This is a genomic window from Streptomyces sp. NBC_00691, assembly GCF_036226665.1.
Classification (GTDB): domain Bacteria; phylum Actinomycetota; class Actinomycetes; order Streptomycetales; family Streptomycetaceae; genus Streptomyces.
In genome coordinates this window covers 2,168,250-2,180,367 of the sequence record NZ_CP109007.1, presented here as the reverse complement: position 1 = coordinate 2,180,367, position 12,118 = coordinate 2,168,250, and the positions used below count along the sequence as shown (strand labels likewise).

Genomic DNA, 12,118 nt, shown 5'->3' with positions numbered 1-12,118 from the left:
TGGTGCCGACCGGGTGGGTCAGTCCTCGCCGAGGTACGCCTTGCGGACGGACTCGTCGTGGAGCAGGTTCTGACCGGTGCCCGAGAGCACGACCTTGCCGATCTCCATCACGTGACCGTGGTCCGCGAGGGCGAGCGCGGCCTGGGCGTTCTGCTCGACGAGCAGGATCGTGGTGCCCTGGGCCTTCAGCTCGGCGATGGTCGCCATGATCTTCTGCATCATGATCGGCGAGAGGCCCATGGAGGGCTCGTCGAGCATGAGCAGCTTCGGCTGGGACATCAGCGCCCGGCCCATGGCGAGCATCTGCTGCTCACCGCCGGAGAGCGTGCCGGCCGCCTGCTTGCGACGCTCGCCCAGGATCGGGAAGAGGTCGTAGGCGCGCTGGACGTCCTTGGCGATGCCCGCGGTGTCCTTCCGGAGGAAGGCGCCGAGGAGGAGGTTCTCCTCGATCGTCATGCGGGGGAAGATGTGCCGGCCCTCGGGGGAGTGGGCCAGACCCAGCGAGACGATCTTGTGCGCGGGGATCTTGCGGAGGGACTTGCCCTCGAACTTGATCTGGCCGCCGACCGGCTTGAGGAGCCCGGAGAGGGTCCGCAGGGTGGTGGTCTTCCCGGCGCCGTTGGTGCCGATGAGGGTGACGACCTCACCGGCCTCGACGGAGAAGGAGATGCCCTTGACGGCCTCGATCTTTCCGTAGGCGACGCGCAGGTCCTCGACTTCGAGCAGTGCGGTCATGCGTCGTTCTCCTTGCCCGAAGCAGGGTCGTGCTTGGTGTCCTCCGAGGAGGTCTCCTCGGAGGCCGGTGCCTCGTCGGCGGCGGCCTCGGAGGTGTCGGTCGCCTCGGGGGCCTCAGGGGCCTCAGGGGCCTCGGGGGCGTCCTCCTCCGACGGCGCCTCCTCCTCGGCGGGCGCGTCCTCGGAGGGGGCGGCTGCCTTCGCGGGGGCCTCGGCCGCCGGCACCTCCTCCGCGACGGGCTCGCCCAGGTAGGCGGCGATGACCCGCTCGTCGCTCTGGACGGTCTGGCTGTCGCCCTCGATCAGCTTCTGGCCCTGGACGAGCACGGCGACCCGGTCGCAGAGGTTGAAGATGAACCGCATGTCGTGCTCGATGACGAGCACGGCGATGCCCATGTCCCGGATGGCGAAGATGAGTTCCTCGGCCGCCCGGGTCTCCTGCGGGTTCATGCCGGCGGTGGGCTCGTCGAGCAGGATCAGTCCGGGGTCGCTCGCGAGGGCGCGGGCGATCTCCAGCTTGCGCTGCTCTCCGTACGGGAGGTTCTTGGCGAGGTGCTGCGCCTTGTCCTGGAGGCCGATGAACTCCAGGAGCTCCATGGCCTTCGCCGTCGCCTCCGCCTCGGCCTTCTTGAAGCCGGGCAGCCGGAGCAGCGCCGACCAGAGGCCCTGCTTCATCCGGGTGTGGCGTCCGACGAGGACGTTCTCCAGGACCGTCATGTTGTGGAACAGACGGATGTTCTGGAAGGTGCGGGCGATGCCGGCGTCGGTGACCTTGTACGACGTGGGCGGCAGGACCTTGCCCTTGTACCGGACCTCACCCTCGGTGGGGACGTAGAGACCGGTGAGGCAGTTGAAGAAGGTGGTCTTGCCGGCGCCGTTGGGGCCGATGAGACCGACGATCTCGCCGCTGTTGACGGTCAGGTTCACATCGCGCACGGCGGTGAGGCCGCCGAAGCGCATGGTGACCCCGCGTGCGTCGAGCACGGTCTCGCCGGTGGCCGGCGTGGTGGCGGCGTCGGCGGTCTTCGTGGTGGTCGTCATGTTCAGGCACCTGCCTTGGCGAGCGTGGCGGGCGTCTCGTCGTTCTCGTGGAACTCCAGCTGGTTGCGCCGGTTGGCGATCATGCCTTCCGGGCGGAAGCGCATGAGCAGGATGAGCGCGACGCCGAAGGCGAAGAGCTGGTACTCGCCCATGAACTGGAGCTTGTTCGGGATGAGGAAGAGCAGCGAGGCACCGACCAGCGGGCCGCTCATCGTGCCCATGCCGCCGAGCACGACGGCCGCGAGCAGGAAGGCGGAGTTGGGCGGGATCGGACCGGCGAACAGGTACTGCTCCGGCGTCACCGTGTAGGTCACGTGGGCCTGCACGGTGCCGGCGAGGCCGGCGAGCGAGGCGCCGAGCGCGAAGGCGATGAGCTTGACCCGGAAGCCGTTGATGCCCATGGCGAGCGCGGCGGTCTCGTCCTCGCGGATGGCGACCCAGGCGCGCCCGATGCGGGAGTCGCCGCTGCGGCGGAAGACCATGACGACGACCGCCATGATCAGCAGCATCAGGAAGAAGTAGTTCGCGAAGCGGCCGATGGTGAATCCGGCGATCGAGTGCTCGGCGCCGAAGTCGAATCCGAGGATGCTCAGGTTCGGGATGGACGCGATGCCGTTGGAGCCGTTGGTGATGTCCGGACCCGAGGTGCCGTCGGTGTTCATGACGGCGATACGGAAGATCTCACCGAAACCGAGCGTCACGATGGCGAGGTAGTCGCCGCGCAGGCGCAGGGTCGGGGCGCCGATGAGGACACCGAAGACCAGGGAGGCTCCGGCGCCGACCAGGATGGCGGCCCAGAAGGGGAAGTGCACACCGAACGGCGAGGTCGGGGCGCCCGAGACGAGGGCGGCCGCGTAGGCGCCGACGCCGAGGAAGGCGACGTAACCGAGGTCGAGGAGCCCGGCGAGGCCGACGACGATGTTCAGGCCCAGGGCGACCGTGGCGAAGATCAGGATATAGACGCCGAGCGTCGCGTACTGGTCGTCGGTCTGGGTGAAGGGGAACAGCGCCGCCGCGGTGAACGCGCCCGCGATGGTGAGGTTCTGGTGCTTCTTGGTGAGCTGCGTGGCCTGCTGCATGAGGCCCGACTTGTTGACCGCGGCGAAGCCGAGGCCGGCCGTGATCAGGAAGCCGAGGAACAGCTCGTCGTACTCGGTGCCGACACCGTAGGTGAAGACGCCGAGTGCCACCGCGAGGATGCCCGTGATGATCAGGATCTCGAGGGCGGAGTGCATCGGGGGCAGCTTGCGGGCGGGGCCGGTCGTGGCGAAGGCGCCCTTGAAGACCGTCCAGCCGTTGCCTGCGCGGTGCTTGAACTGGTCCCAGCCGGTGTCCTCGGGGTCCACGGGCAGCACCTTGGGCCGCTCGAAGGGGAGCGCGAGGGCGCCGAGCAGGGTGATCAGGGTGGCGAACGCGACGATCGCGCCGCCCGGCTCCAGGTTGACCGGCCCGCCCAGCGTGATGCTGATGGCGGCGACGGTGTACCAGGTGGTGCCGAAGGCGGCGAGCGCGGCGAACTTGACGGCCGCGTCGCCGCCGGCCGGGGTCAGCCAGCGGGTGCCCTTGACGCCGTACGAGGAGAGGGCGAAGAGGGTGGTGATCAGACCCAGCACCAGGACCTGGAGCTGGAGGCCGGCCGGGGATCCGTAGAACGTGAGGTCGCCGGGGAACGTGGGCGTCCAGGTCCACGAGAGGAAACAGCTGGCGACGGTGAGGACGGCGCCGCCCAGGACGAGTGCGCGAGCGGCCTTGGCCGGCACGAAGCCGAGGAGGCCGGTCGTCTCGTTCTGCGGGGAGACCGACGCTGCCTGGGGGTTCTCGGAGATGGTGGTCATGGTGCTCACGCCCTGTCCGCGACGCGCTCGCCCAGGAGGCCTTGTGGCCGGGCGAGGAGTACGACGATGAGGAGTACGAAGGCCCAGACGTCGGCCCAGGACTGGCCGCCGAGCTGCTCCATACCGGGGATGTGGCTGATGTACGCCGTCGCCATGGTCTCGGCGATACCGAGGACGACTCCGCCGATCATGGCTCCGTAGATGTTGCCGATGCCGCCGAGGACGGCGGCCGTGAAGGCCTTGAGTCCGAGGAGGAAGCCCATCTTGTAGTCGACGACGCCGTACTTGAGGCCGTAGGCGACGGCGCCGACGGCGGCCATCGCGGCACCGAGAGCGAACGCGATCACGATGATCCGGTCCGTGTTGACACCCATGAGCTTCGCGGTGTCCGGGTCCTGCGCCGTGGCCTGCATGCCGCGACCGACGCGGGTGCGCATGACGAAGAAGGCGAGGACGGCCATGCAGATCGGGGCGGCGATCAGGAGGAAGACGTCGCCGGTCTGGATGGTGATGGGGCCGAGCTCGATCGGGCCGCCGGGGATCTGCGGGAAGGTCCGGGCGGACTTCGCCTCGGGGTACCACACCCACACCGCGTACTGCAGGGCGAGCGAGAGACCGATGGCCGTGATGAGGGGGGCGAGGCGTGGGCCACCCCGGAGCGGACGGTAGGCGAACCGTTCCGCTCCGACGGCTATGGTGGTCGCGACGATCACGGCACCGATGATCATGATGGGCAGTGCGACCCACATGCTGGTGCCGCCGGGCAGGATGAGCCAGACCGTGAGCGCCCCGAAGCCGCCGGTCATGAAGATCTCGCCATGGGCGAAGTTGATGAGCTGGACGATGCCGTAGACCATCGTGTAGCCGACGGCGACGAGCCCGTACATGGATCCCAGTAGCAGGCCGTTGACCAGCTGCTGCGGCAGTTCGTTCACCGCATTGTCCTCCGAGACTTTCGACGGATGTGACACCGCGCGGGGAGCCAGGTGCGGCCCCCCGCGCGGTGAAGGTGGTGCTGAGTGGTGGGGTTGATCAGCCGCCGAAGGTGTCGGACTTGACCGGCTTGTAGGCGCCGCCCTCGACCTTGTAGACCGTCAGCTGCTTGTTGGTGGTGTCACCGAACTCGTCGAAGGAGACCTTGCCGGTCACGCCCTCGAAGGAGACACCCTGCATGGCCTCGACGACCTTGGCGCGGGCGTCGTCGGGGAGCTTGCCGCTGTTGCCGTCGACGGCCTTCTTGACGGCCTCGATGATCGCCCAGGTGGAGTCGTAGGCGTAACCGCCGTAGGCCTCGTAGGCCTCCTTGTAGCCCTTGGCCTTGTAGTTGGCCAGGAACTCCTTGGCGGAGTCGAGGGACTCGATCGGCGCGCCGACCGAGGTGGCGATGTCGCCCTCGGTCGCGGCCGCGCCACCGAGCTTCACGTACTCGGGGCTGTAGATCGCGTCACCGCCGACGACGGTGACCTTCGCGCCGGCCTCCTTGATCTGCTTGGCCAGCGGGCCGGCGGCCGGGTACTCGCCACCGTAGTAGACGACATCGGCGCCGGAGCTCTTCACCTTGGTCGCGACCGCGGAGAAGTCCTTGGTGTCGGGGTTGATGTGCTCGGTGCCGAGGACCTTGCCGCCGAGCTTCTCGAACTCGCCCTTGAAGGTGCCCGCGAGGCCGGCGCCGTAGGTCTTCTTGTCGTCGATGATGAAGGCCTTGGTCTTCTTGGCCTCCTTGAAGACGTACTGGGCGGCGAACGGGCCCTGGATGGCGTCCGTGGTGGCGGTGCGGAAGTAGGACTTGTAGGTCCGCTTCTTCTCGCCGGTGCTCCAGTTGATGCCCTGGCTCAGCGCCGGGTTGGTGTTGGCCGGGGAGACCTGCACCAGCTTCGCGTCGTCGAAGACCTTCTGCATCGACTCGGCGACGGAGGAGTTCAGCGGGCCGACGACGCCGAGGACGCCCTTGTCGGCGACGAACTTGGTCGCGTTCTGCTGGCCGGCGGAGGGCTGCGCCTGGTCGTCCAGGGACTCCAGCTTGAAGGTCACGCCCTTGACGTAGGCCTTCTCGTTGGCGGTCTTGACCGCGAGGTCGGCGGAGTTCTTGATGCCGAGGCCGAGGGCGGACAGCTCACCCGTGAGGGGCGCGTCGAGACCGATGGTCACGGTGACGTTGCCGCCGTCGCCGCCCTTCTCGGCCCCCTTGTCGTCGCGCGAACCACAGGCGGTGAGGGTGAGTGCTCCCGCGGTGACCGCGGTGGTGAGTATGAGCATCGAACGGTTTCGCACGAAGGGTCCTTTCCCTGGCGCGGCCCCCTCGGATGAGGCGGTGCCGTGAAGCTGCGGAGCGAGGGGTGCCGTTTTGGAACGCCGGGCCGTACTGGGGTTGGTACAGGGCCGTGCAGTAGAACGCGCCCGGCGGCGCGGTGACTGGCGGTGACTCTAAGCGCAGGTGGGGAGGGTCGGGGAGCGCCGAGGACAGGATGTGACTGTCTTGTTATGCCGACGGGGAAAGTGTGTGCGCGTCGGGTGGGAAAACCGGGGCATAGGGGGCTGTAATGCGGTGTTCACATAGTGAGAACGCGCAGTTCCGCTAAGGGGCTTGAGCGATTCTTGGTACTGACGGTCCGCTCAGCGGACTCTCCGGATATCGGACAACGGCAGAAACCTGAGCGGACGAACCGGCCCCTCCGGTTCCCGCACCGAAAGCCCTTGTGCATGTGACACAGCGTGACGAAATCGGGGGCGGAGCCGGCCGGGGAACGCCGAAGGGGCGGCACCGGCAGGTGCCGCCCCTCTGTCGTGCGTGGCTGGTCAGGCCCCGTATGTCACCGCTCAGGCGTTCGAGGTGTCCGGAATGCTGGACGCGTCCTTCGCGGTGACCTCACGCAGCAGACACGTCAGCCGCGCGGTGCACACCCGCTTGTCCTGCTCGTCGGTGATCACGATCTCGTACGTGGCCGTCGACCGCCCGCGGTGCACCGGGGTCGCCACACCGGTCACCAGACCGCTGCGCACCCCCCGGTGGTGGGTGCAGTTCAGGTCGACGCCCACCGCGATCTTCGACACCCCGCCGTGCAGCATCGAACCGATGGAGCCCAGCGTCTCCGCGAGCACCGCCGAGGCGCCGCCGTGCAGCAGACCGTACGGCTGGGTGTTGCCCTCCACGGGCATGGTGCCGACGACCCGCTCGGCGGAGGCCTCCAGGACCTGGACCCCCATCCGGTTGCCGAGGTGCCCGGCCGAGAACAGCGCCGGGAGGTCGACACCCAGCGCCGCGTACTCGTCGAGGACCTCCTGCGGGAACTTCACGTGCTGCTGCTCACCCATGCCCGGCTCCGTTCGTTTCGTACGTCTTCGTACGGCTGGTCTTCCTGAGCTGCCTGAGCAAACGCTTAGGCGGAGGCGGATTCTTCCAGACGGACGATCACGGACTTGCTCGCGGGGGTGTTGCTGACGTCCGCCGTGGACTCCAGCGGCACGAGCACGTTCGTCTCCGGGTAGTAGGCCGCCGCGCACCCCCGGGACGTCGGGTAGTGCACCACCCGGAAGCCGGGCGCCCGCCGCTCGCTGCCGTCCGTCCACTCGCTCACCAGATCCGCGTACGCCCCGTCCGCGAAGCCCAGCGCCGCCGCGTCCTCGGGATGGACCAGGACGACCCGGCGGCCCCCCTTGATGCCCCGGTAGCGGTCGTCGAGGCCGTAGATCGTGGTGTTGTACTGGTCGTGCGAGCGCAGCGTCTGGAGGACCAGCCGCCCCTCCGGAACCCGGGGGTACTCCACGGGCGCCGCCGTGAAGTTGGCCTTGCCGGTCTTCGTCGGGAACCGGCGCTCGTCGCGCGGCCCGTGCGGCAGCCGGAAGCCCCCCGGGTCCGCCGCGAGGCGGGCGTTGAAGTCCTCGAAACCGGGCACCACGCGCGCGATGCGGTCCCGGATCGTGGCGTAGTCGGCCTCGAACTCCTCCCAGGGCGTGGCCGATCCGTCGCCGAGGACGGCGCGGGCCATCCGTGCCACGATCGCCGGCTCGGACAGCAGGAGCGGGCTCGCGGGCGGCAGATTGCCCCGCGAGGCGTGCACCTGGCTCATCGAGTCCTCGACGGTCACGAACTGCTTGCCGCTCGCCTGCACGTCCTTGTCGGTACGGCCGAGCGTGGGCAGGATCAACGCGCGCGTGCCCGTCACCGCGTGCGAGCGGTTCAGTTTCGTCGAGACGTGGACGGTCAGCCGGGCCCGGCGCATCGCCGCCTCCGTCACCTCCGTGTCGGGCGTCGCCCCCACGAAGTTGCCGCCCATCGCGAAGAACACCTTCGCCTCGCCGTCCCGCAGCGCCTGGATCGACCGGACCACGTCGAAGCCGTGGTGGCGCGGCGAGACGATCCCGAACTCCTTGTCCAGGGCGTCGAGGAAGGCGGGCGCGGGCCGCTCGAAGATCCCCATCGTGCGGTCGCCCTGCACGTTCGAATGGCCGCGGACCGGGCACACCCCCGCGCCCGGCCGGCCGATGGCCCCGCGCAGGAGGAGGAGGTTGACCACCTCACGGATGGTCGGCACCGAGTGCTTGTGCTGGGTGAGACCCATCGCCCAGCACACCACGGTCCGCTCCGACGCGAGCACCATCTCCAGCGCCCGCTCGATCTCCGGACGCTCCAGACCGGTCGCGGCGAGGGTCTCGTCCCAGTCGGCCCCCTCGGCCGCCGCCGCGAACTCCTCGTACCCATGCGTGTGTTCGCGTACGAACTCCTCGTCGACCGCCCCGGGCGTCTCCAGGACCAGCTTGTTCAGGAGCCGGAAGAGGGCCTGGTCGCCGCCGATCCGGATCTGCAGGAAGAGGTCGTTGAGCGCGGCGCCCCTGAGCATGCCCTGCGGGGTCTGCGGGTTCTTGAACCGCTCCAGGCCCGCCTCGGGCAGCGGATTGACCGAGATGATCCGCGCGCCGCCCGCCTTGGCCTTCTCCAGGGCCGACAGCATCCGCGGATGGTTCGTCCCCGGGTTCTGCCCGGCCACGATGATCAGGTCCGCCCGGTGCAGGTCCTCCAGGGAGACACTGCCCTTGCCGATGCCGATGGTCTCCGTCAGCGCCGAGCCCGAGGACTCGTGGCACATGTTGGAACAGTCCGGCAGGTTGTTCGTACCGAACTCGCGGGCGAAGAGCTGCAGCAGGAACGCCGCCTCGTTGCTCGTCCGCCCCGAGGTGTAGAAGAGCGCCTCGTCGGGCGAGGCGAGGGCCCGCAGCTCCTCCGCCAGGATCGCGAAGGCCCGCTCCCAGGTCACCGGCTCGTACCGGTCGCCGCCCTCGGGCAGCAGCATCGGCTCCGTGATCCGGCCCTGCTGGCCCAGCCAGTACCCGCTGCGGGTCGCCAGGTCCGCCAGCGGGTGCGCGGCGAAGAACTCCGGGGTCACCCGGCGCAGCGTCGCCTCCTCCGCGACCGCCTTCGCGCCGTTCTCGCAGAACTCCGCCACATGCCGCTTGTCCTCTTCGGGCCAGGCGCAGCCGGGACAGTCGAAGCCGTCCTTCTGGTTGACCTTGAGCAGGGTCCGCGCGGTGCGCCGCAGCCCCATCTGCTCCTGGGCGATCCGCAGGGTGTGCCCGATGGCGGGCAGCCCGGCGGCGGCGTGCTGCGGCGGCGTGACCTGCGGTGCGTCCTGGACCGGGTCGCCGACCGGCGGCTTGCTGACCATCGCGCTCTCCCTTGAGCGGTAATCCTGCGGCGTACGTCTCCGATCCTGTCACGCGGCGGTGACAGCCCGGCACCCCGCCGGTGCCGACGGGATCGGTGGGCGGGATTGTCAGTCGTCCGTGGCAGGATCGTCATGTGGCCGAGACAGCATCGAAGAACCCCGCAGACACCCGCCCCCGCCTGCTCCTCATGGACGGGCACTCGCTCGCGTACCGGGCGTTCTTCGCGCTGCCCGCGGAGAACTTCACCACCGCGACCGGACAGCCGACGAACGCGATCTACGGGTTCGCCTCGATGCTGGCGAACACGCTGCGCGACGAGGCGCCCACGCACTTCGCGGTCGCCTTCGACGTGTCCCGCAAGACCTGGCGGTCCGAGGAGTTCCCCGAGTACAAGGCGAACCGCTCCAAGACCCCCGACGAGTTCAAGGGGCAGGTCGAGCTGATCGGCGAGCTCCTCGACGCGATGAACGCGCCGCGGTTCGCCGTCGACGGCTTCGAGGCCGACGACGTCATCGCGACCCTCGCCACCCAGGCCGAGGCCGCCGGCTTCGAGGTCCTGATCGTCACCGGCGACCGGGACTCCTTCCAGCTGGTCTCCGACCACACCACCGTGCTCTACCCGACCAAGGGCGTCTCCGAGCTCACCCGCTTCACCCCGGAGAAGGTCCAGGAGAAGTACGGCCTCACGCCCTCGCAGTACCCCGACTTCGCGGCCCTGCGAGGCGACCCGTCGGACAACCTGCCCGGCATCCCCGGCGTCGGCGAGAAGACCGCGGCCAAGTGGATCAACCAGTTCGGCTCCTTCGACGAGCTCGTCGAGCGCGCCGAGGAGGTCAAGGGCAAGGCCGGCCAGAACTTCCGCGACCACCTGGAGTCGGTCAAGCTCAACCGCCGCCTGACCGCGATGGTCACGGACGTCGAGCTGCCGAAGGGCGTCACGGACCTCGCCCGCGAGCCGTACGACCGCGGGGCCGTCGCCCTCGTCCTCGACACCCTGGAGATCCGCAACCCCTCGCTGCGCGAGCGGCTCCTCGCCGTCGACCCCGGCGCCGCCGAGGACGCCGCCCCGGCACCCGAGGCGGGCGTCGAGATCGACGGCACCGTCCTCGGCGCCGGCGAGCTCGCCCCCTGGCTCGCCGAGCACGGCACCGAGCCCCTCGGCATCGCCACCGTCGACACCTGGGCCCTCGGCACGGGGAACGTCGGCGAGATCGCCCTCGCCGCCGCCGGCGGCGCCGCCGCGTGGTTCGAGCCCAGCGCGCTCGACGAGGCCGACGAGCGCGCCTGGGCCGCCTGGATCGCCGACGCCGACCGGCCGAAGGTCATGCACAACGCCAAGGGCGCCATGCGGGTCTTCCCGGAGCACGGCTGGAGCATCGCGGGCGTCACCATGGACACCGCCCTCGCCGCCTACCTCGTGAAGCCCGGCCGGCGCTCCTTCGCGCTCGACGCGCTCTCCGTGGAGTACCTCCACCGGGAGCTCGCCCCCGCGGCCGCCGCCGACGGCCAGCTCGCCTTCGGCGCCGACGACAGCGCCGAGGCCGATGCCCTCATGACCCAGGCGCGGGCCGTCCTCGACCTGGCCGTGGCCTTCGAGGAGAAGCTCGGCGAGGTCGGCGCCCGCGAGCTCCTCCACGACGTCGAGCTGCCCACCTCCGCCCTCCTCGCCCGCCTGGAGCGGAACGGCATCGCCGCCGACCGCGACCACCTGGAGGCCATGGAGCAGCAGTTCGCCGGGGCCGTGCAGCAGGCCGTGAAGGAGGCGCACTCCTCCGTCGGCCACGAGTTCAACCTCGGCTCGCCCAAGCAGCTCCAGGAGGTCTTCTTCGGCGAGCTGAACCTGCCGAAGACCAAGAAGACCAAGACCGGCTACACCACGGACGCGGACGCGCTCGCCTGGCTGGCCGGCCAGACCGAGCACGACCTGCCCGTGATCATGCTCCGCCACCGCGAGCAGGCCCGGTTGCGCTCCACCGTCGAGGGCCTGATCAAGACGATCGGTGCCGACGGGCGCATCCACACCACCTTCAGCCAGACGGTGGCCGCCACCGGGCGTCTCTCCTCCACCGACCCCAACCTGCAGAACGTGCCGGTACGGACGGACGAGGGCCGCGCCATCCGGCACGGCTTCGTCGTCGGCGAGGGCTTCGAGGCCCTGATGACCGCCGACTACAGCCAGATCGAGCTCCGCGTCATGGCGCACCTCTCCGAGGACGAGGGCCTGATCGAGGCCTTCACCTCCGGCGAGGACCTCCACACCACCGTCGCCTCCCAGGTCTTCTCCGTCGAGCGGTCCGCCGTCGACGCCGAGATGCGCCGCAAGATCAAGGCCATGTCCTACGGCCTGGCCTACGGCCTCTCCGCCTTCGGTCTCTCGCAGCAGCTGAACATCGACCCGGGCGAGGCCCGCGGCCTGATGGACACCTACTTCGAGCGCTTCGGCGGGGTACGTGACTACCTGCGCCGCGTCGTCGACGAGGCCCGCGCCACGGGCTACACCGAGACCATGCTCGGCCGTCGGCGCTACCTGCCCGACCTCAACAGCGACAACCGCCAGCGCCGCGAGGCCGCCGAGCGGATGGCGCTCAACGCCCCGATCCAGGGCACGGCCGCCGACATCGTGAAGGTCGCGATGCTGGGCGTCGACCGGGCGCTGACCGAGGCGGGCCTGGCCTCCCGGATGCTCCTCCAGGTCCACGACGAAATCGTGCTCGAACTCGCCCCCGGCGAGCGCGAGCAGGTCGAGGCCCTGGTCCGCGAACAGATGTCGGCCGCGGCCGACCTCCGCGCCCCCCTGGACGTCTCGGTGGGCGTGGGCCACGACTGGGACTCGGCGGCCCACTGACC

The 12,118-nt window shown here is 69.7% G+C and carries 8 protein-coding genes; 1 reads left to right on the top strand and 7 read right to left on the bottom strand.

Features of this window, described 5'->3' with window-relative positions:
- Positions 1-18 precede the first annotated feature (18 nt).
- From OG392_RS09790 to OG392_RS09760, 7 genes are all read right to left on the bottom strand, one after another.
- The gene (locus OG392_RS09790; RefSeq protein ID WP_209494232.1) at positions 19-735 is read right to left on the bottom strand and encodes an ABC transporter ATP-binding protein; all 717 of its coding nucleotides are present in this window, start codon (positions 733-735) and stop codon (positions 19-21) included.
- A complete protein-coding gene (locus tag OG392_RS09785; protein WP_329277646.1) occupies positions 732-1,775 on the bottom strand; it encodes an ABC transporter ATP-binding protein in 1,044 nt (347 codons plus the stop codon). The genes OG392_RS09790 and OG392_RS09785 overlap by 4 nt, the downstream gene beginning before the upstream one ends.
- Positions 1,776-1,777: 2 nt before the next feature.
- Positions 1,778-3,610, bottom strand: coding sequence for a branched-chain amino acid ABC transporter permease (locus OG392_RS09780; RefSeq protein ID WP_329277644.1), 1,833 nt, complete (start codon positions 3,608-3,610; stop codon positions 1,778-1,780).
- Positions 3,611-3,615: 5 nt separating this feature from the next.
- Entirely contained in the window at positions 3,616-4,545 is a 930-nt protein-coding gene (locus OG392_RS09775) for a branched-chain amino acid ABC transporter permease (protein WP_329277643.1), read from the bottom strand.
- A gap of 97 nt (positions 4,546-4,642) precedes the next feature.
- Positions 4,643-5,866, bottom strand: a complete 1,224-nt coding sequence (locus OG392_RS09770; protein ID WP_443055064.1) for a branched-chain amino acid ABC transporter substrate-binding protein — start codon at positions 5,864-5,866, stop codon at positions 4,643-4,645.
- A 561-nt stretch (positions 5,867-6,427) separates the two neighbouring features.
- A complete protein-coding gene (locus OG392_RS09765; RefSeq protein WP_329277639.1) occupies positions 6,428-6,922 on the bottom strand; it encodes a PaaI family thioesterase in 495 nt (164 codons plus the stop codon).
- A gap of 65 nt (positions 6,923-6,987) precedes the next feature.
- Positions 6,988-9,270, bottom strand: coding sequence for an FdhF/YdeP family oxidoreductase (locus OG392_RS09760; protein ID WP_329277637.1), 2,283 nt, complete (start codon positions 9,268-9,270; stop codon positions 6,988-6,990).
- A gap of 134 nt (positions 9,271-9,404) precedes the next feature.
- On the opposite strand from OG392_RS09760, the gene polA reads away from it, so the two are divergent.
- Positions 9,405-12,116, top strand: a complete 2,712-nt coding sequence (gene polA / locus OG392_RS09755) for a DNA polymerase I (protein WP_443054733.1) — start codon at positions 9,405-9,407, stop codon at positions 12,114-12,116.
- Positions 12,117-12,118: the final 2 nt, after the last annotated feature.

Coding starts and splice junctions, on each gene's coding strand:
- OG392_RS09790 (WP_209494232.1), bottom strand. CDS start 735: ATGACCGCACTGCTCGAAGTCGAGGACCTGCGCGTCGCCTACGGAAAG.
- OG392_RS09785 (WP_329277646.1), bottom strand. CDS start 1,775: ATGACGACCACCACGAAGACCGCCGACGCCGCCACCACGCCGGCCACC.
- OG392_RS09780 (WP_329277644.1), bottom strand. CDS start 3,610: ATGACCACCATCTCCGAGAACCCCCAGGCAGCGTCGGTCTCCCCGCAG.
- OG392_RS09770 (WP_443055064.1), bottom strand. CDS start 5,866: ATGCTCATACTCACCACCGCGGTCACCGCGGGAGCACTCACCCTCACC.
- OG392_RS09765 (WP_329277639.1), bottom strand. CDS start 6,922: ATGGGTGAGCAGCAGCACGTGAAGTTCCCGCAGGAGGTCCTCGACGAG.
- OG392_RS09760 (WP_329277637.1), bottom strand. CDS start 9,270: ATGGTCAGCAAGCCGCCGGTCGGCGACCCGGTCCAGGACGCACCGCAG.